The sequence below is a fragment of the Bifidobacterium pseudolongum subsp. pseudolongum DSM 20099 genome (assembly GCF_000771225.1).
GTDB lineage: Bacteria > Actinomycetota > Actinomycetes > Actinomycetales > Bifidobacteriaceae > Bifidobacterium > Bifidobacterium pseudolongum.
On record NZ_JDTZ01000005.1, the window covers coordinates 166,199 to 192,036 of the forward strand.

21 protein-coding genes are annotated in these 25,838 nt (G+C 64.4%); 12 read left to right on the plus strand and 9 right to left on the minus strand.

The features are described 5' to 3' along the window. Positions 1-11: 11 nt before the first annotated feature. Positions 12-2,396 carry a S9 family peptidase gene (locus tag OU02_RS05390; RefSeq protein ID WP_052110247.1) on the minus strand — a complete coding sequence of 795 codons (2,385 nt, stop codon included), beginning with the start codon at positions 2,394-2,396 and terminating at the stop codon, positions 12-14. 80 nt (positions 2,397-2,476) lie between these two features. Between OU02_RS05390 and OU02_RS05395 the strand changes: the two genes are divergently transcribed. From OU02_RS05395 to pknB, 7 genes are read left to right on the plus strand one after another with little or no spacing between them, the layout of a single operon-like run. Beyond that, positions 2,477-3,178, plus strand: coding sequence for an FhaA domain-containing protein (locus OU02_RS05395; RefSeq protein WP_022857935.1), 702 nt, complete (start codon positions 2,477-2,479; stop codon positions 3,176-3,178). A gap of 24 nt (positions 3,179-3,202) precedes the next feature. Next, entirely contained in the window at positions 3,203-3,763 is a 561-nt protein-coding gene (locus OU02_RS05400) for an FHA domain-containing protein FhaB/FipA (RefSeq protein ID WP_033489193.1), read from the plus strand. 40 nt (positions 3,764-3,803) lie between these two features. Then, positions 3,804-5,396, plus strand: a complete 1,593-nt coding sequence (locus OU02_RS05405) for a PP2C family protein-serine/threonine phosphatase (RefSeq protein WP_051918371.1) — start codon at positions 3,804-3,806, stop codon at positions 5,394-5,396. Continuing rightward, positions 5,396-6,964 (plus strand): FtsW/RodA/SpoVE family cell cycle protein, encoded by a 1,569-nt coding sequence (locus OU02_RS05410; protein WP_080720549.1) that lies wholly within the window; start codon positions 5,396-5,398, stop codon positions 6,962-6,964. Before OU02_RS05405 ends, OU02_RS05410 begins: the two co-directional genes overlap by 1 nt. Further along, the gene (locus OU02_RS05415) at positions 6,961-8,427 is read left to right on the plus strand and encodes a peptidoglycan D,D-transpeptidase FtsI family protein (RefSeq protein WP_033489195.1); all 1,467 of its coding nucleotides are present in this window, start codon (positions 6,961-6,963) and stop codon (positions 8,425-8,427) included. The genes OU02_RS05410 and OU02_RS05415 overlap by 4 nt, the downstream gene beginning before the upstream one ends. Further along, on the plus strand, positions 8,424-9,455 hold the full coding sequence (locus tag OU02_RS05420) for a serine/threonine-protein kinase (RefSeq protein ID WP_080720548.1): 1,032 nt from the start codon (positions 8,424-8,426) through the stop codon (positions 9,453-9,455). Before OU02_RS05415 ends, OU02_RS05420 begins: the two co-directional genes overlap by 4 nt. After that, positions 9,452-11,542: a Stk1 family PASTA domain-containing Ser/Thr kinase gene (gene pknB / locus OU02_RS05425; RefSeq protein WP_033489197.1), complete on the plus strand. Its 2,091-nt coding sequence runs from the start codon at positions 9,452-9,454 to the stop codon at positions 11,540-11,542. The genes OU02_RS05420 and pknB overlap by 4 nt, the downstream gene beginning before the upstream one ends. Before the next feature lie 102 nt (positions 11,543-11,644). Here the strand turns inward: pknB and OU02_RS05430 are convergent, their stop codons facing one another. The 3 genes from OU02_RS05430 to OU02_RS05440 are packed head-to-tail and all read right to left on the minus strand — an operon-like array spanning position 11,645 to position 14,228. Continuing rightward, on the minus strand, positions 11,645-12,322 hold the full coding sequence (locus OU02_RS05430; RefSeq protein WP_051918340.1) for an anthranilate synthase component II: 678 nt from the start codon (positions 12,320-12,322) through the stop codon (positions 11,645-11,647). Between the two features lie 34 nt (positions 12,323-12,356). Further along, positions 12,357-13,454: a class E sortase gene (locus OU02_RS05435; protein WP_033489199.1), complete on the minus strand. Its 1,098-nt coding sequence runs from the start codon at positions 13,452-13,454 to the stop codon at positions 12,357-12,359. Positions 13,455-13,490: 36 nt separating this feature from the next. Then, positions 13,491-14,228, minus strand: coding sequence for a DUF881 domain-containing protein (locus OU02_RS05440; protein WP_033489201.1), 738 nt, complete (start codon positions 14,226-14,228; stop codon positions 13,491-13,493). Between the two features lie 105 nt (positions 14,229-14,333). Between OU02_RS05440 and crgA the strand changes: the two genes are divergently transcribed. Beyond that, positions 14,334-14,813, plus strand: coding sequence for a cell division protein CrgA (gene crgA / locus OU02_RS05445; RefSeq protein ID WP_033489202.1), 480 nt, complete (start codon positions 14,334-14,336; stop codon positions 14,811-14,813). A 12-nt stretch (positions 14,814-14,825) separates the two neighbouring features. On the opposite strand, the gene OU02_RS05450 is transcribed toward crgA, so the two are convergent. Together OU02_RS05450 and OU02_RS05455 are read right to left on the minus strand one after the other, a co-directional pair. Next, complete coding sequence (locus tag OU02_RS05450; protein WP_033489358.1) at positions 14,826-16,046, minus strand: THUMP-like domain-containing protein; 1,221 nt, start codon at positions 16,044-16,046, stop codon at positions 14,826-14,828. Positions 16,047-16,502: 456 nt separating this feature from the next. Beyond that, entirely contained in the window at positions 16,503-17,306 is an 804-nt protein-coding gene (locus OU02_RS05455) for a rhomboid family intramembrane serine protease (protein WP_033489204.1), read from the minus strand. Positions 17,307-17,503: 197 nt separating this feature from the next. Here OU02_RS05455 and OU02_RS05460 point away from each other — a divergent pair, with 197 nt between their 5' ends. Both OU02_RS05460 and OU02_RS08330 read left to right on the plus strand, forming a co-directional pair. Beyond that, positions 17,504-17,731, plus strand: a complete 228-nt coding sequence (locus OU02_RS05460) for a hypothetical protein (protein WP_033489205.1) — start codon at positions 17,504-17,506, stop codon at positions 17,729-17,731. A 318-nt stretch (positions 17,732-18,049) separates the two neighbouring features. After that, positions 18,050-18,796: a DUF805 domain-containing protein gene (locus OU02_RS08330; protein WP_051918338.1), complete on the plus strand. Its 747-nt coding sequence runs from the start codon at positions 18,050-18,052 to the stop codon at positions 18,794-18,796. Positions 18,797-18,981: 185 nt separating this feature from the next. Here the strand turns inward: OU02_RS08330 and OU02_RS05470 are convergent, their stop codons facing one another. After that, positions 18,982-21,435, minus strand: coding sequence for a glycogen/starch/alpha-glucan phosphorylase (locus OU02_RS05470; protein WP_033489206.1), 2,454 nt, complete (start codon positions 21,433-21,435; stop codon positions 18,982-18,984). A 275-nt stretch (positions 21,436-21,710) separates the two neighbouring features. On the opposite strand from OU02_RS05470, the gene OU02_RS05475 reads away from it, so the two are divergent. After that, on the plus strand, positions 21,711-22,118 hold the full coding sequence (locus OU02_RS05475; RefSeq protein WP_033489208.1) for a sterol carrier family protein: 408 nt from the start codon (positions 21,711-21,713) through the stop codon (positions 22,116-22,118). Positions 22,119-22,223: 105 nt separating this feature from the next. On the opposite strand, the gene OU02_RS05480 is transcribed toward OU02_RS05475, so the two are convergent. Beyond that, positions 22,224-22,589 (minus strand): DUF3073 domain-containing protein, encoded by a 366-nt coding sequence (locus OU02_RS05480; protein ID WP_033489209.1) that lies wholly within the window; start codon positions 22,587-22,589, stop codon positions 22,224-22,226. A gap of 146 nt (positions 22,590-22,735) precedes the next feature. On the opposite strand from OU02_RS05480, the gene trpS reads away from it, so the two are divergent. Further along, on the plus strand, positions 22,736-23,839 hold the full coding sequence (gene trpS / locus OU02_RS05485; protein ID WP_033489210.1) for a tryptophan--tRNA ligase: 1,104 nt from the start codon (positions 22,736-22,738) through the stop codon (positions 23,837-23,839). Here trpS and OU02_RS05490 read toward each other — a convergent pair whose 3' ends face one another. Next, entirely contained in the window at positions 23,840-25,579 is a 1,740-nt protein-coding gene (locus tag OU02_RS05490) for a threonine/serine exporter family protein (RefSeq protein WP_033489212.1), read from the minus strand. It abuts the gene before it with no gap. Positions 25,580-25,838 lie beyond the last annotated feature (259 nt).

The following is a 25,838-nucleotide window of genomic DNA, read 5'->3' on the forward strand; positions in this document are numbered from 1 at the left end:
AGCACGCGCGCCTAGCGGGCGAGCGCTCGGGCGAGGAAGTCGCGCTGCAGCACGAGCAGGTTGCGCGCCACGGCCGGGTCGTTCGTCATGTGCGTGATGCCGGTGAGCGGCAAGAAGGTGTGTTCGCGGCCGGCTTCCATGAGCGCCTGGCTCAGGCGCAGCGAATGCGCGATCGTCACATTGTCGTCGGCGAATCCGTGGATGAGCATGAGCGGGCGGCGCAGGCGCGGCGCGTCGGCGATGATGCTGTTGCGCGCGTAGACCTCGGGGTCGAGCCCCAGATACCGCTCGGTATAGCACGTGTCGTACAGCGTCCAGTCGGTGGGTGGGGCGCCGGCGCACGCCGCGGCGAACACGTCTGGCGCGCGGAGCACGGCGAGCGCGGAAAGGAACCCGCCGTACGACCAGCCGATCATCGCCACACGTTCCAGATCCGGCTCGGGCAGCGCGCGCACGGCGGCATGCGCGTGGCGTGCGTGCGGCTGGCCGTCGTTGATCGCGCGCACGGCGCCGGCGAGCGCGTGCACGGCATCCACCTGATCAGCGAGCGTCACGTCTTTCATGCATTCATGGATCTCGCGGTCCCATCGCGGGCCGCGGCCGGTCGTGCCGCGCCCGTCGGCCACGACGACGAGATACCCCTGTTCGGCCCACCACTGCGCGTCCCAGTAGGCGGCCATGCTCATCGTGACCTCCTGGAAGCCCGGGCCTCCGTACGGGTGCATGAGCACGGGCAGCTGCCGCGCGGCGGCGTATTGCGCGCCGGTGGGCGCCACGATCGCTGCGTGCAGACCGCGCTCGCCAAGCCGCGCGAACCGCACGTTCATCGCGAGCCCGGGCACCGCCGCATGGTTCTTCACGTACACGCCGTTGCCGTGGAAATAGTGCATCATCTGCGCCTGCGGGTGCGCCATGTCGCGCCCGGCGATCATGAGGCCGTCGCCGCGGCGGGCCGCGCTCCACACACCCGGCTCGTCGGTCACCGGGTACACACGCCCTTCGTAATCGATCGCCACCACGTCGAAGCTGCGCGCGTCGTGGTCCGCCGCCGTGGCACGCCATGTCTTGGGCACGTCGGGCGCGAGTTCGGGCGTGCGCTGCACGACGCACATCACCGTGCCGTCGTCGGCGTCGAGCAGCGCGCGCACCTGCCAGCCGGCCGGGGTGAATGGCACGCCGTCCACGGTGAGGCGGTTCGTGTCGGCGCGCATGTCGTTGACGGAGCAGATCAGCCGGCCGTCGGGCGTATATGCGGGCGTGCCGTCGATCAGGTCGATCCACTGGTCGTTGTGATGCGTCTCGAGCACACTGACAGGCAGCAGCGGCATCGTGCGCTCGTCGATCGACGTCAGATGCGCCCATTCGGATTCCTCGGGCACGTCCACGCGCAGGATCTGCTCGTCGGTCTGCAGGCGGTTCAGCACACGCAGCAGCGGGCGCTGACCGGACTGCCAGCGCACCACGGCCAGGTATTCGTAGGCGGTGTTGTCCCAATCCACAAGCGCCGTGCGGTCCACATGCAGGCGGTCATCGGCGAGGTGCACGGCGAACAGGTCCACCACGGCGTTCTGCGTCAACGCGCGCGGGTAGCGGTGGCGCATGCCCGGGTCGGCCGGGTTCGCCGGGTCGCTGATCGTCCACAACGGTTCGGCGGCGGAGTCGAAGCATTCCACGAGCAATGTGCGCGAATCGGGGCCCCACCAGAAGCCGCTGTAGCGGTCCATCTCCTCGGCAGCGGCGAATTCCGCCAGGCCAGCGCGCATCGTGGCGCGGTCCTGTTCGGCCACGGTGAACACGGCGTGCGCGCGGCCGGTCGCGGTCTCGGCAACCACGACCGCCGTGCCGGTCGCATACGCCACGCGCGTGCCGTCCGGGCTGACGCGCGGATTGAGGATCGGCGTGGCGTACTGCCGCTCGCCGTCATCGTCGAACGTGAGCTCCAGCCGGCGCGTTTCGGCGGTGACACCGTCCTCGCCGAGCTCGCAGACAAACAGCTCGCCGTTGATCGTGAACAGTACCGTGCGGCCCGCGTCGTCGACGCTGTACGCGACGATGCCGCTGCCGCTTTCACGCGCGCGCTCGCGGCGGGCGCGCTCCTCAGCCGGCACATCCTCGGCGTCGGCGTCGGCGAGCAGCGTGCGCGGGTCGGCGAGCATGAACTCACCCACCGCGTCGGTGCCGTTGTTCACGCTGACCCACAACGCCGTCACCGTGTCCTCACTGCCGTCGGAACGCAGGAACAGCATGCGTTCGCCGTCGCCGAGCAGCGTGGCGCAACGCGGGGCGCCGCAGGTGAACCGGGTTGTGCGCGCCTTGTTGGCGGCGTATTCGCGCACGGCTTCGGACTGGATGGAATCAGCCGCCTGGCCGGCGGCGGGCTGCAATGGTTTCGTCATACCGCCTTACGCTAGCACCCGCAAAAGCCGTCCTGTTGGCAACCCCGCGTAGGATAGGTGGAGTATAGAAAGGGACAACTATGAGCGTTCTTGATCGTTTTGAGAAAAGCGTGGAGGGCGCGGTCAACGGAGTGTTCGCGAAATTCGGCTCCAAAGACCTGCAGCCCGTCGACCTCTCCAGCGCGCTCGAGCGCGAGATCGACGCCGAGGCGATGCCCGTGGGACGCGACCGCACGGTGGCGCCGAACGAATACCGATTCAAGCTGAGCACCCCCGATTTCGACCGCATCGAGCAGTGGGGGTCCGAGGCGCTCGCCAACGAACTGGCCGACAATCTCACGCAGTACGCGAAGAGCCAGCATTATGCGTTCGTGGGCCCGGTCGTGGTGATCTTCGAAGAGGACCTCGACCAGACAAAAGGCAACTTCAAACTCACGTCCGAGTCCGTGCAGGGCAATGCCGTGCCGGTCACGACCGACGCGCAGACCGAGGACTGCCCCATGCTCGAAGTGAACAACAGCCAGTACCTGCTCACGAAGGACAAGACGATCCTGGGCCGCGGCTCCGGCTGCGACATCGTGATCGACGACCCGGGCATCTCGCGCAAGCACCTCGAGATCGACATTACCGACAACGGCGTGATCGCACGCGACCTCGGCTCCACCAACGGCACGTACGTGGAGGGCCATCAGGTCCCCGCCGCCACCCTGCTCGACGGCAACACGATCACGATCGGCCGCACGCGCATCCTGTACTGGGCCTCCTCCCAAGATCAGGAGTAATCCGGAAGACCACCACCACTCGTTATGATTACCGAACTCACTTTCACGGTGCTGAAGTACGCGTTCCTCTTGCTGCTGTGGGTGTTCGTCTGGCTCATCTCGCGGTCGCTGTACCGCGACGTGGCCACGTTCAGCCCACGCAAGTCGCGTGCCAGCCGCCGCAAGGAACGCCAGGCGCGTAAGAAGGCCGAAGTGCCGGCCCCCGCCGCGCAGCCGCTGCGTTCGCCCCCATCCACCGCCGCCGGCGCCGCCGTGCCCGTCGCGGCGGCGCAGCCGCAGGCCGCCGAGCAGAAGCCGACCCTGCTCGTGATCATCGACGGCCCCCTCGCAGGTACGTCCGTGCCGCTCAACAATGGTGTGATCACGCTCGGCCGCGCCTCGTCCAACAATGTGGTGCTCGACGACGAATTCGTCTCGTCGCACCACGCGCGCGTCTACCCCGACCCGACAACCGACTCGTGGGCCATCGAAGACCTGCACAGCACCAACGGCACCGTGGTCAACCAGCAGCGCATCAACGCCCCCACCATCCTGGCCCCGCGCGTCCCCGTGCGCATCGGCGCCACCACATTCGAACTGAGGTGATTGAGCACCGATGACCTCTTCCGAAGAACCCACGTTGTACATGTATTCGACGACCGTCTCCGATGTGGGCACCGTGCGGTCGAACAACCAGGACTCCACATTCGCGGGCGCGCATCTGGTGGCGGTCTGCGACGGCATGGGCGGCCACGCGGGCGGCGACACCGCCTCGACGATCGCGATCCGTTCCCTCGCGCACATCGAACAGGATTCCCCGAACGGCGACGTGGCGCGCGCCACGCAGATCATGGAGACTTCCGCGATGGCCGCGCACGACGCGATTGTGGGCAAGGCGAAGCGCGAACGCAAACTCGCCGGCATGGGCACCACAATCACCGCGATCACGCTCGTAGCCGACTATTGGGTGCTCGCGCACATCGGCGATTCGCGCGCATACCTATTGCGCGACGGCCACCTGATGCGCCTGACGAACGACCACAGCTACGTGCAGCACCTCATCGACACCAAGCGCATCAGCCAATCCGAGGCACGCAACCACCCGCAGCGCAATGTGGTGATGCGCGTGCTCGGCGACTTCGACATCGACGCGCGCCCAGACATTTCGATCCGCACGGCGCGCGCTGGCGACCGCCTGCTGCTGTGCTCCGACGGCTTGTGCGGCGTGCTCGAGGATTCGACGATCGAAGAGACGATGCTGCACTTCACCGACCCCGAGGAATGCGCGCAAAAGCTCGTCTCGATGGCATTGCGCGCCGGCAGCACCGACAATGTGAGCGCGGTGATCGCCGACGCGACACTCGCGCTGAACGCCGACGGCTTCGACCTGCCGCACCAGACGCCGATCGTCGGTGGCGCGGCGAGCGCGACGCTCGAAGCGGTGGCGGACATCATCCATGAACCGGTCGTCTCCGCGCCGCCGCTGATCTCCACATCGTCGCCGGCGGAACGCGCCGCTGCGCTGATCGCGTCGAGCAAAACGCACCCGGACAGCGAGGACGAGCAGCCGAACCAGACCGTGGGCCAGCCGTCGGATGTGCGTGAAGAGGCCGGCGAGCGCACGACGCCGGACACCGGTGAAATCCCGGTGGTGCAGAAGCAGGACGGCAACTACAGCGCCGACCCGAACGACCCCGAAGTGGCGCGGGCGATCCATCAGGAACAGCTTGACCAGAAGAAGCAGGCGCGCACGAAGCGCTTCCACGGGCGCGTGGCCGCGGTCATCACGGCAGTCGTGGTGCTTGTGGCGTTGTGTGGCGGCGCGTGGGGCGCCTATGCGTGGAGCCAGAACCAGTATTACCTCGCCGCAGACGAAGGCAAGGTGGCGATCTACCAAGGTGTGCCCACGAACATCTTCGGCCTGCAGCTTTCGCACCCAATCGAGCAGACCTCCATGCACATCAGCGAGCTGCCCGAACAGTGGCGCAACCAGCTCAAGCAGGGCATCCCCGCCGACAGCTACAGCGACGCCCAGGCGCATGTGGACCTGATCGAAGACCAGTTCAACCAGATGCAGCAGGAGCAGGAAGCCAAGAAGAAGGCGGCCGAAGAGGAGCGCAAGCGCCTTGAGGAGCAGGCCGGGAAGAGCAAATCCTCGCCGTCGCCGAGCCCCAGCGCGAGCACAGGTTCCAGCTCCAGTCCGAGCCCGAGCAAGAAGGCTTCGCAGGAGGATTCGTGATGGCCAAAGTCCAGATCCGTTACCTGCTGCAGATCCTCTTCGCCATCGTGATCGCGGCGCTCGGCTTCTTCCAGATGTTCGCGCGCATCGACGGCGGGCTGCCGAGCAATGTGCTCGTGATGATGATCGCCACGGCGGCCATGTTCATCATCACATGGGCTCTCATCTACCGGTTCCAGCCGTATGCGAACCAGTCGATCATGGCGTGCGTGTTCATGCTCACCGCACTGGGCATCCTCATGATCGCGCGCATCGACGCGGAGTCGGACACGCGCGTGGCAAGCCGCCAGATGATTTGGATGTGCATCGCGCTCGTGTGCTGCGACGTGCTGTTCGTGTGCATACGCGATTACCGCATTCTGCGCCGTTTTTCGTATGTGAGCATGGTCGTGGGCCTTGCGCTGCTGCTCTCGCCGATGGTGCCCGGACTGGGCCGCGAGATCGGCGGCGCGCGCATCTGGATTGGCATCGGCTCGTACCAGCTGCAGCCGGGCGAATTCGCCAAGCTGTTCCTCGCGTTCTTCTTCGCGTCGTACCTGTTCAACCACCGCGACCAGCTGGCCGTGGGCGGCAAGAAGGTGTTCGGCCTGCAATTGCCGCGCCTCAAGGACCTCGGCCCGATCATCATCGTGTGGATCACCTCGATGGGAGTGCTGATCGCGCAGCACGACCTGGGCACTTCGCTCATGTTCTTCGCGATGTTCGTGGCGATGCTGTACGTGGCCACCGGGCGGTCAAGCTGGATCCTGATCGGCGGCATCGCCTTCGCGATCGGCTGCATTGCGGCCGCGCGCATCTTCGCGCACGTCGGCTACCGCGTGGAAGCGTGGCTGCACCCCTTCGACCCGGTGATCTACAACCGCTACCCGGGCGGGTCGAGCCAGATTGTGCAGGGCCTGTTCGGCCTGGCCGCCGGCGGCCTGTTCGGCACCGGCCTGGGACAGGGACATCCGGCCATCACTCCGCTCGCCAACTCCGATTTCATTTTCGCCTCCGCGGGCGAAGAGCTCGGCCTCGTCGGCATTTTCGCGATCCTGCTGCTCTACCTGCTCATCATCGCGGCCGGTATGGTCGTGGCGATGAAGATCAAGGACGGCTTCGGCAAACTGCTCGCCTCGGGACTCGTGTTCACGATGGCGTTCCAGGTGTTCACCGTGGTCGGCGGCATCACGCTCGTCATTCCACTGACCGGCCTGACGATGCCATACATGGCGGCCGGCGGCTCGTCACTGATCGCGAATTATGTGCTCGCCGCACTGCTCGTGATCATGTCGAATGCCGCGAACAAGCCGCAGGTCGACACAATGAGCGACACGTTCCGCATGGAGGCGCTTTCCGCGCTCCAGCAGCGCCAGCAGCAGAAAGACACGTCGCGCCACAGCGGCGCGACGGCCACGGCGCAGGTGGACGAGCCCGGCCACACCGCCGACATGCCCGTCGTGCCGCTGGCCCCGCGGCATGGCGCGCACGCGGCCCCGCCGGCGCCGCCCGTGCAGGACGGCGAGGCGACCGAGGTGGTGGCGCCGCTGCGTTCCACCGACGCCACCACGGGAGGTGACGAATCATGAACAAGAGCCTGAGGCAGCTGTTCACCGCTGTGCTCGTGCTGTTCGTGGTGCTCGGCATCTCGTCGTCGATCATCATGACCGTGCAGTCGAACTCGCTTTCGCACGACGCGCGCAACACGCGTTCGCTCTACCACATGTACGGGGCGCCGCGTGGCGCGATCCTCGCCTCCGACGGCACCGTGCTCGCCAAATCGGACCCCGTCAACGACGCGTTCTCGTACCAGCGCTCGTACGCGAACGGCGCGCTCTATGCACCGGTCACCGGGTATTTCTCGGTCACGCAGAACGCCGACCGTGGCATCGAAGCCTCCGAGAACGACCTGCTGACGGGTGAATCGAACGCCCTGTTCTGGCAGCGGATCAAAGCCGTGTTCACCGGTGAGGAGAACCGCGGCGCCTCGATCGAGACGTCGATCAACACCACGTTGCAGACCGTGGCGGCGCAGGAGCTCGGCGACCAGGACGGCTCCGTCGTGGCGATCGAACCGAGCACCGGCCGCATCCTGGCCATGGTCAGCTCGCCGAGCTACGACCCCAACGCGTTGGCGACGCATGACACCGGTTCCGCGAGCAAGGCGTACACCGAACTGGTGAACGACGAGTCCAACCCGATGCTCAACCGCGCTACGAGCCAGCTCTACCCGCCCGGATCCACGTTCAAGACCGTGGTGGCGGCCGCCGCGCTCGAATCAGGCAAATACCAGCTCGATTCGCAGATCCCGGCCGGCTCCGCCTACACGCTGCCCGGCACGCAGACCGAGCTGACGAACTCGTCGTCGCTCGGCGACGGCTCGGACGGCAAGATCTCGCTCAAGAGCGCCATGGCATATTCGTCGAACACCGCGTTCGCGCAGCTCGGCGTGGCGCTCGGCGACGAGACGGTGTCGGACATGGCCAAGAAACTCGGCTTCGATTCGACGATCACGATCGACGGGTCGGATTCGACCGGCCTGCCGATGCGCGCCGTGGCTTCGCGCTTCCCGCAGAACGTGGCCGGCGACAAGCTCGCGCTCGCCTCGATCGGGCAGGGCGACACACTCGTCACCCCGCTGCAGAACGCCATGGTGGCCGCGGCGGTGGCCAACAAGGGCAAGGTCATGAAGCCCACGCTCGTGGACCGTGTGCGGTTCAGCGACCTTTCGGTGCTGCCGGACACGAAACCGCAGGTGATGAGCACGGCGTTCAGCGAAGACACCGCCAAGAAACTGACCGAGGCGATGGAGGCCGTGGTGACGGAAGGCAACCCGAACCTCGAGATCCCCGGCGTGCGCGTGGCGGCGAAGACCGGCACCGCACAGATCGGCGTCGACAACAGTTCGATCGACGGCTGGACGATCGGGTTCGCGCCGGCGGACAACCCCAAGATCGCAGTGGCGGTCGTCGTACACAATGTGGATTTATATGGATCATTTGCAGCAGGACCAATCATGACGGCAGTAATGAAGGAGGCGTTGAAGCAATGAGACTCATTGAAGGACAGCTGATTCACCGCCGTTACCGCCTTGATTCGCGGCTCGCGCAAGGCGGCATGGGCGAAGTGTGGAAAGGGTTCGACATCCAGCTCGGGCGCCCGGTGGCCATCAAGGCGTTGCGCACCGACACGACGAACCAGGAATCGAAACTGCGCAGGCTGCGTGCCGAGGCGCGCAATTCCGCGAATCTGGCGCACCCCAACATCGCTGCGCTGTTCGAGTATTACGAGCACGACGGCATCGGGTTCCTCATCATGGAATACGTGCCGAGCAAATCGCTCGCCGACCTGTTCCACGAGCTCAACGGCCCGATGGACCCCACCGAACTGCTGCCGATCCTCGTGCAGGTGGCGCGCGGCCTGTTCGTGGCGCATTCGCACGGCGTGATCCACCGCGACGTCAAGCCGGCGAACATCATGGTCTCCGAGAACGGCGAGGTCAAGATCACCGATTTCGGCGTCTCGTACTCCACGAACCAGGAGCAGATCACGCAAGACGGAATGGTCGTCGGCACCGCGCAGTACATCTCGCCCGAGCAGGCGCAGGGCAAGCACGCCACGCCGCAGTCCGACATCTATTCGCTCGGTGTGGTGGCGTACGAAGGCCTGTGCGGGCACCGCCCGTTCACCGGCGCCACGCCAGTCGACATCGCGGCCGCGCATGTGAACAACCCGGTGCCGCCGCTGCCGGCGAGCGTCGACTTCCAACTGTCGCAATTCGTGATGTCGATGCTGTCGAAGGACCCGCTCGACCGCCCGAACGACGCGCTGACTGTGGCGCGCATCCTCACGCGCATCCAGCGCCGTCTGCTCGACCAGCAGACAAGCGCTGCGGACGCGACGATGATCACGTCGAGCGCGCGCATGCCGCGCCGCGTGGTGAGCGCCCCGCACCATGACCCGCTCACGACCGACCCGGCCGGCATGCTGCCGCGCACGACCGATGAGGACCACGCACAATCACTCTTCCATTCGACTCTACGACCTGGCACACGCCTGCAAGCGAAGGAGCAGCAATGAGCAGCACAATGCCAACCACTCTTGACGGCGGTCGTTACCAGCTGGGCCAGCTCATCGGGCGGGGCGGCATGGCCGAGGTCCATGTCGCACTCGACACGCGCCTGGGCCGCACCGTGGCGATCAAGATCATGCGCCCCGACCTTGCGCACGACGAGATCTTCCTGACGCGCTTCCGCCGCGAGGCGCACTCGGTGGCGCAGATGAACAACCCGAACATCGTCAACATCTACGATTCAGGCGAAGAGGTCGTCACACTCGACAACGGCCAGACCGAGCACCTGCCCTATCTGGTGATGGAGTATGTGAGGGGCCAGACGCTGCGCGACATCATCAAGGCGAACGGCCCGCTGTCGCAGCGCGACACCGAGCATGTGATGATCGGCCTGCTCTCCGCGCTCGAGTATTCGCACCGCATGGGCATCATCCACCGCGACATCAAGCCCGGCAACATCATGATCTCCGAGCAGGGCGTGGTCAAGGTCATGGACTTCGGCATCGCCCGCGCGCTCGACGATTCGGCCACCACGATGACCAAGTCGCAGGGCGTCGTCGGCACCGCGCAATACCTCTCCCCCGAGCAGGCGCGCGGCGAAAGCGTCGACATGCGCTCCGACCTCTACTCCGCGGGCTGCGTGCTCTACGAGATGCTCACCGGCCGGCCGCCGTTCACCGGCGACTCCGCCGTGGCGATCGCCTACCAGCATGTGTCCGAAGTGGCCACCAAACCGAGTGCGATCGTGCCCGGCCTGCCGGTCATGTGGGATTCGATCTGCGCGAAGGCCATGGCCAAGGACCGCCAGAACCGCTACGCGACGGCCACGGAGTTCAAAAACGACATCCTCGCGTTCATGAACGGCGGCATGCCGGTGGCCGCCGCGTTCAACCCGCTCACCGACCTGACCAACATGAAGGCGCGCAAGCAGGCCGAAGACAACGCGAACACCGTGCCCTACACGTCGCCGGTCACCGAACCGGGCGCGCCCACGCAGGCGTTCAACCCGGTCACCGGGCAGTTCGAGCAGGTCGGCGCGCCCGCAACGGGCACGCAACTGCCGACGCGCGCGCAGCAACGCGCGGCCATGGCGCAGAAGAAGCATAAGAAGAACGTCGCGATCGCATGGTCGATCATCGGCGTGCTCGTGGTGCTCGGCCTGCTCTCCGGATTCCTCGTGTGGAACCACAAGCGCAACGAGCCGCAGTTCGTGACCGTGCCGACGTTCGGCGAAAGCACGACCGAGGCGCGCGCACGCAAGCAGCTCGAGGACCTGGGCCTGCGCGCGAGCATCAAGCAGGACACCGATTCGTCGAAGCCCGAAGGCATGTTCACCAAACAGGACCCAGCGGGCGGCAAGAGCGTGCAGAAGGGCAGCACGGTCAACGTGTGGTTCTCCACGGGCCCGCGCTCGATCAAGGTGCCCGACGTGACCGGCTATTCGCAGGACATGGCGCGCGAGGCACTCGAAGAGGCTGGGTTCGAGGTGAACCCGGCCGTGCAGACCGAAGACAGCGCCACGGTGACGAAGGATTGCGTCACGCGCACCGACCCGGCTTCGGGCACATCGCAACCCAAGGGCTCTACGATCAGCCTGTGGGTCTCGTCGGGCATGACTCGCATTCCGGACGGCATCGTCGGCCTCTCGCAGAACGACGCCGTCAAGAAACTCACCGACATGCACCTGACGACCACGGTGCTCACCGAGGCCTCCGACACCGTGCCGAGCGGTTCGGTGATCAGGCTCGACCCCGACCAGGGCGCGTCGGTCACGCAAGGCAGCGTCGTCACGATCTGGGTCTCCACCGGCAAGGAGAAGGTGCAGGTGCCAAGCCTGAACGGCATGACACTCAGCGAGGCCAAGCAGGCGCTGCAGAACGCCGGACTGACACTCAAGCTCGTCGACGGCAGCAACTCGAGCGATGACGCCACGGTGGACTCGTTCTCGCCGAACGCCGGCGAAAGCGTCGACAAGGGCTCCGAGGTCACGGTGAAGACGAAGGCGCCGGACAAACCGAGCCCAAGCCCGAGCGAAAGCAGCTCAAACAGCGGCAACGACAACAACGGCGACTCGGGCAACAACAACGGCCACTGATCCGTTGGGGCTGCCAACACTGTGATTGCGGGGCGTGTGCACACTGCACACGCCCCGCAATCACATCGGGCCGCATTCGCGGACCCCGGACGAATCCGTCTGTCAGCGCACGATCTTGGGCTGCAGGCCGATGCTGCGCTCCACTGCGCTCTCCTGGCCGCACTCAGCGAGCCAGTTGGCGAACACACGGTAGCCGTCCTGCGTCATCACCGATTCGGGGTGGAACTGCACGGCGACCATCGGCAGTTCGCGATGGCGGATGGCCTGCACGATGTGGTCGTCCACCGTCCACGCGGTCACCTCGAGCTCGCCCGTCACCGACTGCGGCTCCACGGCGAGCGAATGGTAGCGTGTGACGACCATCGGGTTCGCCACGCCCGCGAAGATCTCGTCGTCCACATGCTCCACAAGGCTCGTCTTGCCGTGCATGATCGTCGGCGCGTGGCTCACCGTGCAGCCGAACACCTCGGCGAGCGCCTGCATGCCCAGGCACACGCCGAACATCGGCTTGCGTTCGCGCGCGCACAGCCGGATCACGTCTTCGCTCACGCCGGAGTCGGCGGGCGCACCAGGGCCGGGCGAGATCAGCACGCCGTCATAGCCGTCGAGCGCGCCGTCCGCCTGCACGTCGAAGGCGTCGTTGCGCACCACGGTCACCTCGGCGCCCAAGGTCTTCAGATACCCGACAATCGTGTATACAAACGAATCGTAATTGTCTATCACAAGGATGCGCGCGGCGTCATCCGCGGCTCCGGTGGTGTGGTCGTTGGCCTGTTCCATAGCATTCATCTTAGGGCTCTCTCTTGTCTGGTCGTCAGATCGTCACGTAATTCGACATCTGTTTGAGGAACTCGATATTGCCGGCGGCCCACGGGAATCCCCACTGGAACAGCGCGCACACCGCGGCGAACACGAGCAGCAGCACGAGCAGCCAGCGCACCGGCGCGGCGCCCGGCTGGTGGCGCAGCAGCCAGCCGTAGATGTCGGCGTCGGGCAGCGGCGTGCGGCCTTCTCGGATCGCACGCAGCGCCGGCCAGCGCCATGCGACGGCGGCGGCCGCGAACACGAGCGCGTAGACGGCGAGCGCGCCCCACACGTACGGCGCGAGCGAGCCGATCGATGTGAAGAACGACTGTTTCTCGTTGTTCACGAACTGCACGGCGCCGTCGGGGCCCTCCTTGGCGAGCTCCTGCGGAATGCCGTCGGCCACCTTGGCCCAGTATGCGAGTTCGCCGAAGCTGATCCAGCGGTGCGTGGGCGTCGTGTATTTCGGCTCGCATGTGGTCATCGTGATCATGCGCTTGGTCGGCGCTTCGCCCGGGTGTTCGGGGTTCGGCCCGATCACCGAACCGTCGTCCGGGGTCACGATTGTGTAGTTCGTGTATTGGTAGACGTACCAGTAGTCCTGCGAGCGGATCACGATCGCGTCGCCCGGCTGCAGCCGGTCCACGTCGCCGAGCGGCTGGCCGTAGCCGTTGCGGTGGCCGGCGATCGCGAAATTGCCCACTTGGCCGGGCATCTGCGAGATCTCGTAATGCCCCAGCCCGTGCTGGTTGAGTTCCACGAGCGACGTGCCCTGCACCAGGTTGCGCTCCCACTGGTCGCCGAAGCGCGGAATGTACACGCGCGCCATCAGCTCGCCCGCGCGCGCGGATTCGGGTTGCACAGGCGGCTCGCCTTGCTGCGGCTGCGCGATTGTGAGCGCGCCGCCGGCGTCGGGCTGCGCCCAGGCGACCTGTTGGCGCGTCTCTTCCTGCACATGCGCGGATTCCACGCCCGTCCACCACTGCATCCATGCGACGTACAGGCCGCAGATCGCGGCGAAGGTGAGCAGGACCTCGGCGATGATTGTGACAATCGACCGCGAGACGCTGTGGCGCGGCGCGGGCGCGGATTGCTGGCTGTGTTTCATGATTCCCCTCGTGTATCTCCCTGTTGATGTACGGGACTACTCATCCACGCGCGCGTACTGCAGCGGCTGCAGCAGCAGCGGTGTGCCCGCGAATTCCAGGCGCTCTTCGTCCTTGACCTCGTACCCCAGGCCGAACGCGCCCACATACTGTTTGTAAATCTGCACGGCCTGCGAATTGTCGAGCGCGTACTTCATCAGTTCGGGCGGGCCGATCGCGGAGATCGTGAACGGCGGCGAATACTTCTTGCCCTGCAGCAGCAGCACATTGCCCGAGCAGATCACCGCGGACGTGGGCAGCAGGCGTTGCCCCATCACTTCCATCGATTCAGCGCCCCCGGCCCACAGCGCGTTGACCACGGCCTCCACATCCTGCTGGTGCACCACGTATTTGTCCCAGTCCACACTTGAGCCTGCGGTGTCGGCCACGCTTTGCCACATCGACGAATCGTTGAGCGTCACGGTGATACCGGGACCCTCCACCGCCGGGAGCATCGTGCTCGAGCCTGCGTTCTCGCTCGCCGTGGACTTGCGGCTGTCCTCCTGCGCGCTCAGGGCGCCCACCTGCGCACTGAGCTCATTGACCTCCTGCTGCAGCCTGTCGGCCTGTTTCACACGGTTCTCCACGAGTTCCGCGGCGTCGGATGAGACCGTGGTCGTGCGGTTGACGCGCATGTTGGTGACGAGCAGAAAGCCCGCGAATATGATCACCAGGAACACGGAAATACTGCCGATCAGTGTTTTCCGTGTGCCGTGCTTGGGTGTACGCTTCGCCATGCCGCCTCCGAAATATGGTGATTTTGCTCAAATGGCCGTTGTGGACTTCGCGTTTCGAGTGCAACCACTATGATAACCAGTAGCCTATTAAAGGAGATAAGACAAATGGCTGACGAAGAGCTGCACACAACACCCACGGATGGCCAGACTGAGGTTGAGGCGAGCGTGACGGTGGAGGAAGCCGAGCCAACCACTGCCGATCAGGGCAAGGGCGCGCACGACGACCACCCCACGCTGGCCGAGGCCGCCACCTATGTGGAGAACGACGAGATTCCGCTCGGCAAGATCCAGAGTGTGCTCGATTCCACGGTGGACGAATCCCAGCTGACCCCGCAGATGCGCCGCATGATGCAGCGCCAGAAGGAGAACTCCAAGCGTGTCGAAGAGAGCATCAAGGGCACCAAGGCCAACCCGAGCTGGTATGTGCCGCTGTTCTGCACGCTCATGGTGATCGGCCTCGTCTGGGCCGTGGTGTTCTACCTGACCAACAACACCTACCCGATTCCGGGCATCGGCTTCTGGAACCTCGCCATCGCGTTCGGCTTCATCCTGGTCGGGTTCCTGATGACCGTGGGCTGGCGCTGAGCGCCCCCATATTCATGTGGTTGCGGGCGGGGCTTTGTGCGCGAGGATCAGCACATGGCGCCCGCCCGCGTCCGTTGTGGCGAACAGATAGTTGCTGCCACCGTCTTTGAGTTTGAGTCTCCTGCGCAGCTGCGGCGCGGTGAGCGGGAAATTGCGCACGGTGATGTTCGCGTGCGTCACGCCTTCCAGCAGCGCTTTGAGTTCGCGCTTGCCCATGCCGCCTGTGCGTGCGATCTCGAACGCGCGCCCGGGCACCGCCCCCACCGGCTGTTCGCCCACGAACAGGTGGCTGTTCGGGCCGATCTGCGCAAGGCCGGGGCATTGCCGTTGCAGTGCGGCGAACGCACCCGCCTTCATGATCGACGCGTTCGGCTCCACCAAATAGCGCATCCGCTCGATTGACCCGGCCGGCGCGATCGACGGCCGCTGGTCCTCGGCGGTGGTGAATGTCACCGTATCGCCGTCATTGATGCAATCCACGCGCACATCATCATGCGGCGCGCGCGTGAGCATGAGTAGCAGCTCCTTGCACTCGTTGCCCGTGGAGACCACGGCCACGCGCTGCACCGCCCCGCCGAAGTCCTCGACCGTCTTGCGCCAGTCGAGCATCGGCGAGAGTTTGACCATCACCACCGGCGCCTTGGCGAGCAGTTCGCCGCGCAGGGCGAGCACGTCCGGCGTGCAGTCCTCGATCGCATAGGTGCGCGATCCGTGTGCATCGCGGCGCGCGGGGTCCACATAGATCATGCTGGCGGGCGGCATGGCGCGCAGGAACTCCACGCCGTCGGCGCACTCCACGCGCACGTTGCGCACGCCGAGCGCGTGCAGGTTGTGTGCGGCGAGCGCGCACAGCTGCGGCTGGCGTTCCACATACACCGCCTCGTCGAACTGCTGCGCGAGCGCCCAGAAATCCACGCCCAAGCCGCCCGTCAAGTCCACAAGCCGCGTGGGGTGCGGCAGGCCGGCGATGAGCTCACAGGCCAACCGGGCCTTGGTGCGCGCGGTGAACTGCGACGAGCACTGCTCCATCGGCACATGCGCGGGGTAGACCACACCGCTGCACGCCGCCCACGCGGGCAGTTTGGTACGTGCGATGCGCCGTCCGGCGATCTGGTCGAGCGCGAACGGCAGGTCGAGCCCCGGCTCGCCGCGTTTGGCGTGCAGGGCGAGGTCGTGAGGGTCCTCGCCGGCATGCGTGTCGATGAACGCGCGCGTGGTCTCGGATATGTGGATTCGCGCGATGTCGCTCGCGTGCGGCGCGGCATCACGGGGGATATGGTTCGGCATAGCACCATTGTAGGAACATCATTCCCAGCATCATTCCCAGACGAACGTCATACGGAGAGCCACATAGCATGGCGTCCGCCTGGCTGGGGCAGACGGACGCCATATACACAGGGCCAGCATGTCTTCTGACATAACGTGAAATGTGGATAACTGAATTGCCACTATATATGGGATTCACTGTATTGAGAATCCCTAATTATACTTGGAATTCCGCCGATTCTCAGTAATGTGGATAACTTCTGTCCACATTGTCCACAAGTGGAAAACCATAGAGATATCAACATTTGTGGATTATCCTGTGGATAACTTTTGCCTGAATCCTCACGATATCCCCGACTTATCCACACAGTTTTCCACATCTGTGGATAACTACATGCGTGTAATTCCTTCACATTGCATCATTCACCCCAGATTGGCGGTCCAGACCGCATTCTGCAACGCCGGATTCCCCGCGTTGCAGAATGCGAACATCACCACCATGATCCCCACGAACACACCGCCATATATGCCGATGCGCACAAGCGTCGATTTGCGCCGCAGCGCGGGCACGCCGTCGATTGTGAGCAGCGTGAGCAGACCACCCACGACGAATCCGCCCAGATGCGCCTGCCAGGCGATGTTCGGCGTGATGAGCGGCATCAGGAAGTTGATGCCCATCCAAATGAGCATCGAGCGCAGGTCCTCGCCCACCTTGCGGTAGACCACGAGACACGCGGCGAACAGACCGAACAGCGCGCCCGACGCGCCATACGACGCGGTGAGCCAGTTGAACTGGTTGCCACTCAACGCGGCCCACACCATCATGCCCATGCCGCCGCCGATGCCCGAGACGGCATACAGCACCAGATACGCCCAGTGCCCCATGAGGCGTTCGAGGAACGGCCCAACCGCCCATAATGTGAGCATGTTGAACAGGATATGGAATATCGACCGTGGTTCGTGCAGAAACATCGACGTGATGAACGTCCACGGCTCGCGGAACGCGGAAGCCGGCTGGAACATGCCGAACTGCAGCAGTCCGTTGAGCAGCTGCGGCGCCAGGAAACTCAGCAGCAGCTCCACGATCCACAGCGCGATGCACACCAGCATGATCGCAACGGTCGCCACGGGGTCGTTGTTGCGCCAGCGGGTGCAGATGGATCGCGCGGAAAACACCTGCCGCATACGGGGGGAATCGGGGAACAGACTGAAACGTTGATGTGCCATACCCGCCACCCTACCAATGCGCACAGCCCGACCGGTTCCCGCGCGCGGATGGGGTAAGCTGGAAGGCGGGTGTACATGCCAGCCGAACCCGACTTGCCATCAGCACAATGCGGTCGCACAGATGCGGCCTTGGCTTTATGATGGAGAGCAGAGTTGGCTGGGGACACCGGTCAACGCCAACATGGAAAGGAGCCGTCATGGAGAATCATAAGTCTTCAAACGGTTGGAAGTTCTTCGCGCTGCTCTTCGGCGCCCTGCTCGCCGCAGTCGTGGGCGTCTACGTCTACAAGCAGCAGAACCCAGATTACGATCCGTGGGAGGAACCGTGGGAGAACAGCTCTTCCCCCGTTGATCTGACGCTCGCGAAAGGCAAGACGGAAGACGACCGGAACAAGGCCGACGCCCCTGCCGCAGACGCCGCCTGATGGTTCGGATACTGATTGGGGTGGCGCATAGCGCCAACGCCCCAGCATGAAGGCCGCACCGCTGTGGTGCGGCCTTTCGCATTGCCCGCACATGCGGCGACAAGGACGTCGACATGCCACGGCGATGCAACCGTTTTCGGACACCGAATTGCCGCGAAAATCAGTGTGCCATATACTCAGAACCACCATATTGCTGTGTTGCGATCATCGCTGTTTGCAAACGTTAGCGGCACTGTACAACACTGACACCAAGGAGAGCCAATCAGGACCGACCCGTTTGCCACGCCTGACCCGCAAGCGCCCCAGGAGCCGACCCCCGTGTACGACTCCGCGAATCCTGCAGGCAGCGCGCCGCGGGCGCCGCAGCCGAACGAACCCGCGCCGGTTCTCTACGGTGAGTCCGTCACGTTCACGGAGACGAGCACGCCTGCACCGAACTCGTCGCCGGCGTACGGTGCGCCCGCAGACCCGTCTGCAGCGACGTTCAGCGCACCCGCGTACAGCGCGTCGGTGGATCCGAACGCCGCGGCATTCAACGCACCTGCTTACGGCGGCGCCCCTGCGGCTGAACCGCCGATCAACATGCTGTGGTATGGCATCGACTTCCTGAACGCGATCAAGCGTTTCTTCACCAAGTACGCCACGTTCTCGGGCCGCGCCTCGCGGGGTGAATTCTGGTGGGTCATGTTGTTCCTCTTCCTCGTCTCCTTCGTGTTCAACCTGCTCACCCGCGCGTCCAGCTTCTTCAACGTGCTGAGCGCGATCTGGGGCCTCGCCATACTCGTGCCGCAGATCGCGCTCGCCGTGCGCCGTGTGCACGACGCGAACCTGCCGGGCGGCTGGGTCGCGCTCCCCTACGGCATTGAGGTAGTGGGTGCCATGGTGATCTCTTTCTCGATGGTCGGCACCGTGGCGTCGGGCCTGAGCGGCAGCAGCAGCGGACTCGGCGGCGGCGTGGTTGGCATGCTGATCGGCGCACTGATCGTGCTCGGCGGCGCGGTGACCGCGATCGTGCTCTTCGCCAAGCAGAGCGATCCGCAGGGCGCACGCTTCGACCGCCGATAAGCGGCCAATCATACAATCAAGGGCGCATCCTTTGGGATGCGCTTTTTCATGCCCCATGGACCACCCACCCCACTGTACCCCGCCCATTCCCTCCTAATTACGGGCAGTGCTCGTGCCGCCACATAAGAAGACGCCCCGGGCTTACAAACCCGGGGCGTCTTTTCTCAGTCGCTAATGCGCACGGCTCACTTGAGCGGGCCAGTCATCCACACGCGCTCGAGGTAATCCTCAATGGAGCGGTCGGAGCTGAAGTAACCGGAGTTGGCGACGTTGATGATCGCCTTGCGGTTCCACTCGAGCTGATCGCCGTAGAGGGTCTCGATCTCGGACTGGATGTCGTGGTACGCCGTGAAGTCGGCGAGCGTCATGAACCAATCCTTCGTCAGCCAGTCGGAGACGAGCGGCGCGTAGGTCTCTTCGTCGCCGTCCGAGAACGCACCCTTGGCGACCATGTCGATCGCGGCCTTCAGGCGCGGGTCAGCCTCGTAGTACTTCGCCGGATCATAGCCGTCGGCGTACATCTTCTCGACCTCGTCGACGGTCATGCCGAAGAGGAAGAAGTTGTCGGCGCCAACGCGCTCGCGGATCTCGACGTTCGCGCCGTCGAGCGTGCCGACGGTGAGCGCGCCGTTGAGGGCGAACTTCATGTTGGAGGTACCGGAGGCTTCCTTGCCGGCCTGCGAGATCTGCTCGTCGAGCTCGGTCGCCGGGATCAGGTACTGGGCCACGCGGATGTTGTAGTTCCACGGGAACACGACCTTGAGCTTGCCCATGACGTCCGGATCGTTGTTGACGACCTTGGCCACGTTGTTGATGAGCTGGATCGTCATCTTGGCCAGATAGTAGCCCGGGGCCGCCTTGGCGCCGAAGATCACGGTGCGCGGGGTCACGTCTTCGATCTTGACCTTGCCGCTCTTGATGTCGGCGTAGGTGGCGATGACCTCGAGGATCTTCAGTGCCTGACGCTTGTACTCGTGGAGGCGCTTGATCATCGTGTCGAACATCGTGGTCGAGTCGATGTCGAAGCCATACTCACGCTTGGCGAAGTCGGCGAACTTGATCTTGTTGTCGTACTTGACCTGCGCGAACTTCTTCACGAACTCGTCGTCCTGGGCGAGTGGCTCGAGGTTCTTGAGCAGCTCGAGGTCCTCGAGCCACTTGTCGGTGCCGAGGCCCTCGGTGATGAGGTCCGAAAGGCCCGGGTTCGCGAGCTTCATGAAGCGGCGGGGGGTCACGCCGTTGGTCACGTTGGTGAACTTCTTCGGGAACAGGTCCGAGAAGTCGCGCAGTGTCACGTCCTTGAGCAGCTGCGAGTGCAGCTCGGCCACGCCGTTGACGTGCTCGCCGGCGTACGAAGCGAGGTACGCCATGCGCACCGACGGGTTCTCGCCGTCGGTCACGATGCGCATGCGCTCGACCTTGGCCTCGTCGTCGGTCATCTCTTCGAGTTCGTGCATGAACTGGTCGTTGATCTTGTTGATGATCTCCATGTGGCGCGGCAGCAGCTTGGAGATGAGGGCGACCGGCCAGACCTCGAGCGCCTCAGGCAGCAGCGTGTGGCAGGTGTAGTTGAAGGTCTTGGTGGTGATGTTCCACGCGGTGTCCCAATCGTAGCCGTACTCGTCGAGCAGGATGCGCATGAGCTCCGGAATGCCGATCACCGGGTGGGTGTCGTTGAGCTGGAAGCAGATCTTGTCCGGGAACGTGGTCAGGTCCGGCTTGTCCTGGTTCGGGTAGAACACGCGGATCGCGTCGTGAATCGAAGCGCTCGCGAAGAAGTACTGCTGCTCGAGACGCAGCTCCTTGCCGACCTCGGTGGAATCCTCCGGGTACAGGATCTTGGAGATGTTCTCGGCCTTGACCTGCGGCTTGACGGCGTCGAGGTACTCGGACTTGTTGAAGGTGAGCAGGTCGAACTCGTCGTAGCTGCGGGCCTGCCACAGGCGCAGCGTGTTGACACGGCCGGACTCGTAGCCCGGAACCATGTAGTCGACCGGGATGGCGCGGACCGACCAAGCCGGCTTCCACACGCGCTTGCCGTCCTCCTCGACGACCTCGCCACCGAAGCTCACGCGCTGGTCGCGCTCATAGTCGATGTGGCCCCACGGGTCTTCGTTGGCCAGCCAGTAATCCGGACGCTCGACCTGACGGCCTTCCTCATCGAATTCCTGACGGAAGATGCCGTAGCGGTACTGGATGCCGTAGCCGAATGCCGGCACACCCAGCGAAGCGAGCGAATCGATGAAGCACGCGGCGAGACGGCCGAGGCCGCCATTGCCCAGGCCCGGCTCGTACTCGGCGTCGGTCACCTGCTGCGGGTCGAAACCGAGTTCCTTGACCGCGGCTTCGAACTGCTCGGTCAGGCCGGAGTTCAGCAGCGCGTTGCGCAGCTGCTTGCCCATCAGGAACTCCGCGGACAGGTAACCAACGGCCTTGGTGTTGCCGTTGACCATGTCCTGCTGGGTCTTCATCCAGGAATCCATCAGGTGTTTGCGCACGGCGGTCGCCGCCGCGACGTACACGTCTGCCGGCTTGGCCTGTTCGGGCGTGACGCCCTGCGTGTACTTAAGCTCATTACGGATTTCGTCCGCGAACTGCGCCGCGGTTACCGAGGACTTCGGTGCCGTAAGTTCGGTCATATCTATGACTCCTCTGAACATGTCATTTTTCTGTGAACGCACACTGGAATGGACCTGCTCTTGTCTTGTTCGTTTTCCAGACGGTCACTCCCGATATGCATACGTTCTCAAACTCAAAATCATAGCATAAGCCCGCAGCAAACCCACCCCATGCGCACACCAGTCCGCATTGCGGGACGAGCGACCTTGCATTGCGCCACAATGCGCGTCATATACAACGGTACCACGCGCGCTCAGGCCCCCCAACAATCCATGCCCGCGCGCACAATGACCCCATGGCAGTCATTCGCAAAACAGACATCACCACGGGCATGCAGGCGTTCGACGACTGGTGCGCCGCCGCGCGCGCGCTCGAAGGCACCGCCCCGCGCACAGACATCGCCCCGCGGCTGCCGCGCCCTACGATGGCGCTCGCCGTACGGTACTCGCTGCACATGCTCGAACTCAAGGCCCCCGGCCCCGGCGTGGAAGTGCGCGTGGCGCCGTGGGGCGCGATCAAGATCCTTGACGGCCCGGCGAGCGATCCGCACAACCTCACCCCGCCCGATGTGATCGAACTCGACCCGGATGTCTGGCTGCGCGTAGCGGGCGGCATCACCACATGGGCAGAAGAGCGCGAAGCCGGGCATATCTCGGCGGTCGGCGAGCGCGACGACCTTTCCGCGCTGCTGCCGCTCGGGTGACGGACAACATCATATATGCATGTGGGTGTGCACGAACCACCGCTGGGTTCGTGCACACCCACATGCGCCTATATCAATCGCATCGACTCGGCCCACGGCCCCCGCTCATTGAGGGTCCGTATGGCCGGCATGCTTGAATGTGTCCGGCACTGGCATCGGAATCGGCTTGCGTGGTTTGGGGGCCGGAGTGACCGGCATCTCCCCGCTCGTGGCTTTCGCCGCCGCTTCGGCCGCCCACTTGGCGTACTCGTCGAGGTCGTCTTCGGTCTCGGTGACCTCATGCTCGGCCTCGTCCTGCTGCACACCGTGCGCATACTCGTCTTCGACGGCGGCGAACGGGTCATATGAACCGGTACCGGGCTCGTGCGCGCCCAACTCCTTGGCAAGCTCGTCATAATCCGTGTCAGTGGTCAGGTATTTGAGCTTCCTAGCTATCTTCTGCTGCTTGGCTTTCTGACGTCCGCGGCCCATCTGACCCCCTGGGATTAACTGTTTGCTATCGATTCATCACATAAGAGAGTACCACTTATTATGACTTGTGTTGTTGTCTGCTCAGATTTCTACGATGAGACCACTACGATTTCCCGTTTTTTCTTGGCATAAGGACGTTGAAGAGCATGGCTGAAGCACACGAGGCGCGACTGACCGCCGCAGGCAATGAGATGAGCGCGAGTTTCCTCGCAGCGAAGAAACGCTCGGACGAAACGCTCGCGAAACTCGAGGAGAACCCTGGCGCATTCACCATGCTCACCGGCGACCGCCCGACCGGCCGCCTGCATCTGGGCCACTTCTTCGGTTCGATCAAAGAGCGTGTGGCCATGCAGAACCGCGGCGTCAACACGAACATCATCATCGCCGACTATCAGGTGATCACCGACCGTGACACGACCGAGCATATCGACGACAATGTGCTCAACCTCGTGATCGACTACATGGCCGCCGGTATCGACCCGGAGCGCACGATGATCTTCACGCACTCCGCGATCCCCGCCGAGAACCAGCTCATGCTGCCGTTCCTCTCGCTTGTCACCGAGGCGGAGCTGCACCGCAACCCCACCGTCAAATCCGAGATGGAATCGTCGGGCCACGCGCTTACCGGCCTGCTGCTCACCTACCCGGTGCACCAGGCGTGCGACATCCTGTTCTGCAAGGCGAACGTGGTGCCGATCGGCAAAGACAACCTGCCGCACGTCGAGATCACGCGCACGATCGCGCGCCGCTTCAACGAGCGTTATGCGAAGAAGAACCCGATCTTCCCGGAGCCGGCCGCGATCCTCTCCGACGCCCCGGAGATCCCGGGCCTCGACGGCCGCAAAATGAGCAAGTCCTACGGCAACTCGATCATGCTCGGTGCCACGGCCGAAGAGACCGCCAAGCTCATCAAGAAGAGCCCAACCGATTCCGACCGCAACATCACCTTCGATCCGGAAAACCGCCCGCAGGTGGCGGCGCTGCTCACCACCGCCGGCCTCGTGACGGGGCGCGACCCCGCGGAAATCGCCGAGGAGATCGGCAACGGCGGTGGCGGCGCGCTCAAGACGTATGTGACCGAGTCCGTGAACGAGTTCCTTGCCCCGCACCGCGAGCGCCGCGCGGAACTGGCGAAAGACATGGACACGATCCGCGACATCCTGCACGACGGCAACCGCCGCGCGAACGCGATCGCGAACGAGACGCTCGACGAGGTGCGCGAGGCGATGGGTATGCGCTACGACCGCTGATCACACGTCATAGCGCCATGATTTGTCGGTGATCACACGCGCCATCGCCAAGCCGATCGGCAGGCAGATGATCACCATGAACGCGCGGAACGCCCAGTCGAGCGCGAGCAGGGTCTCGAACTGCCCAAGGTGGAACATCGCCTGGTACATATACATGCCGGGCACCATGATCACGATCGACGGCACGGTCAGGCAGATGCGCGGGTAGCCCAAATGCGGCGGCAGCAGGCGATGCCGCACCGCGGAGCGCCACGCGGACGCGAGCAGGCCGGCGAGCATCGCGCCGACGAATGCGCCGGCCTCCGGGGCCAGCCCGTAATCCACGAGTTCAAGCCGCAGGGTGTCGGTGATCATGCCGATCGTGGCCGCCACAAGGCACATGCGCTGCGGTGAATTGAACATCATCGAGAAGCCCCAGACACCGACGAACGCGAACAACGCGCGCAGGGCGCCGTTCACCCACGGGTCGAGCTGCGGGGATTCGAACCCCTGCGGGTTGAGATGCACGAGGGATGCGATCATCCACCCCGCGAGCGTGGCCATCAGGATGATGCACAACACGTACATCACCCGTTGCATGCCCGAGGGGAAATCGATCTTCGCCATGTCGAGCCCGCCCGTGATAAGCGGGAAGCCGGGGATGACGAACAGCATCGCGCCGATGTACGCCGTGTCATGCTGCAGCGCGACGGGATTGAACAGGCCGATGAGGCGCAATGTGCCCACGCACGCGAACGCGGCCACGGCCACGCACACGAAGGTCACGAAAAACTGATTGAGATGGTGCGCGAACAGACGGCGCCGCAGCCACTGGCCGAGTCCGGCACCGACGAACGCGCCGATCATGTCATACGGCGCACCGCCGAGCAGAAACACGAAGGACGCGCACGCGCACGCCGACGCAAGGCCGGAAAGCGCCGGCGAATACAACGGTTTGCGTCGTTCGATCATGTCGAGCCGATTGTGCACGTCGCGCACGGTGATCTCATGGTTCGTGTGTGTGCGCTCGCCGGCCGGCGCTTGCCGGCGACCCCGCTGGCCGCGCGGCAGATCCAGCTGTTCGGCGCGTTCGCTCGCGTCATCGCCGCGGCCGGCCGCCTTGACGAGCGCGTCGATGACGGTCTCATTGACTTCACCGCCGCCATCGGTTGAGCCATGCGCGGCGAGCGCGGCCTCGTAATCCTCGACGGCGGCGTCGGACGCGGCGGCGCGCTCCGCGACATGCGCATGGTGCCGTTCCTCCCGCAGCTGTTTCGCCATGTCCGCGGAGACCTGCGACGCATCACGCATGTCGAGATGCTGCATGAGGCCCGCGGAGACCTTCGTCTCCCTGTGGTACATCGAGCCGGTGCCAAGGTTCACGCTGAACCAGTCCGCGAAATGCTCGAGCAGCCAGATGCGCTCGGTGTTCACGCCTGTCGTCGGCAGATTGACGACCTCCGTGATGCGGTCCTTGCCGTCCGTGCATGTGGCCTGGATGTCGGTGAGATTGACGTCGGCGCGCACATGCACGTTGAGCGGGTAGGCGATGCGGTGCATCATTTCGCGCACACGGAAGCTGCCGGTGCCCGCCCCCAGGTCGAGCATGCCCACGCGCACGATCACGCTCGCCTTGGCGGCGATCCCCGCGTCGGCGATCGGTTTGTCCCAGTCGCGCTCGATGTCTTCCATGTCGAGCGGAATAGAGTGGGAATGGTATTTTCCTACGGCAGTGGCGCCGCTCTTCACTTCTTCCTGCATGGTTCCCAATGTAGTCTCTCCCCCACTTTTTGCGAGTAATGCAAAAAGTGGGTGCATGTTCACGTTCACAATGCAAATTGTGCGCGCTGTGGTCCGCACTTTTTTGGGGGTTGCCAAAAAAGTGGGAGACCCAGGCCCGCGCCAATCTCACATCATGACCCAAAAGGCGCCGGTGTAACACAACTGTCGATTCCCCGCGCATACAATGTGCGTGCAACTGAACTGAACTAGGGCTGTGGGCTCGCAACGGCCGGCCAAC

What these genes read in the sequence shown, in the direction of transcription:
- OU02_RS05390 (WP_052110247.1), bottom strand. Translation starts at nt 2,396, where the DNA reads ATGACGAAACCATTGCAGCCCGCCGCCGGCCAGGCGGCTGATTCCATC.
- OU02_RS05455 (WP_033489204.1), bottom strand. Translation starts at nt 17,306, where the DNA reads ATGGCACATCAACGTTTCAGTCTGTTCCCCGATTCCCCCCGTATGCGG.
- OU02_RS05400 (WP_033489193.1), top strand. Translation starts at nt 3,203, where the DNA reads ATGATTACCGAACTCACTTTCACGGTGCTGAAGTACGCGTTCCTCTTG.
- OU02_RS05405 (WP_051918371.1), top strand. Translation starts at nt 3,804, where the DNA reads ATGTATTCGACGACCGTCTCCGATGTGGGCACCGTGCGGTCGAACAAC.
- OU02_RS05415 (WP_033489195.1), top strand. Translation starts at nt 6,961, where the DNA reads ATGAACAAGAGCCTGAGGCAGCTGTTCACCGCTGTGCTCGTGCTGTTC.
- OU02_RS05480 (WP_033489209.1), bottom strand. Translation starts at nt 22,589, where the DNA reads ATGGGCCGCGGACGTCAGAAAGCCAAGCAGCAGAAGATAGCTAGGAAG.
- OU02_RS05475 (WP_033489208.1), top strand. Translation starts at nt 21,711, where the DNA reads ATGGCAGTCATTCGCAAAACAGACATCACCACGGGCATGCAGGCGTTC.
- OU02_RS05490 (WP_033489212.1), bottom strand. Translation starts at nt 25,579, where the DNA reads ATGCAGGAAGAAGTGAAGAGCGGCGCCACTGCCGTAGGAAAATACCAT.
- pknB (WP_033489197.1), top strand. Translation starts at nt 9,452, where the DNA reads ATGAGCAGCACAATGCCAACCACTCTTGACGGCGGTCGTTACCAGCTG.
- OU02_RS05420 (WP_080720548.1), top strand. Translation starts at nt 8,424, where the DNA reads ATGAGACTCATTGAAGGACAGCTGATTCACCGCCGTTACCGCCTTGAT.
- OU02_RS05440 (WP_033489201.1), bottom strand. Translation starts at nt 14,228, where the DNA reads ATGGCGAAGCGTACACCCAAGCACGGCACACGGAAAACACTGATCGGC.
- OU02_RS05470 (WP_033489206.1), bottom strand. Translation starts at nt 21,435, where the DNA reads ATGACCGAACTTACGGCACCGAAGTCCTCGGTAACCGCGGCGCAGTTC.
- crgA (WP_033489202.1), top strand. Translation starts at nt 14,334, where the DNA reads ATGGCTGACGAAGAGCTGCACACAACACCCACGGATGGCCAGACTGAG.
- OU02_RS05395 (WP_022857935.1), top strand. Translation starts at nt 2,477, where the DNA reads ATGAGCGTTCTTGATCGTTTTGAGAAAAGCGTGGAGGGCGCGGTCAAC.
- OU02_RS05430 (WP_051918340.1), bottom strand. Translation starts at nt 12,322, where the DNA reads ATGGAACAGGCCAACGACCACACCACCGGAGCCGCGGATGACGCCGCG.
- OU02_RS05410 (WP_080720549.1), top strand. Translation starts at nt 5,396, where the DNA reads ATGGCCAAAGTCCAGATCCGTTACCTGCTGCAGATCCTCTTCGCCATC.
- OU02_RS05435 (WP_033489199.1), bottom strand. Translation starts at nt 13,454, where the DNA reads ATGAAACACAGCCAGCAATCCGCGCCCGCGCCGCGCCACAGCGTCTCG.
- OU02_RS05460 (WP_033489205.1), top strand. Translation starts at nt 17,504, where the DNA reads ATGGAGAATCATAAGTCTTCAAACGGTTGGAAGTTCTTCGCGCTGCTC.
- trpS (WP_033489210.1), top strand. Translation starts at nt 22,736, where the DNA reads ATGGCTGAAGCACACGAGGCGCGACTGACCGCCGCAGGCAATGAGATG.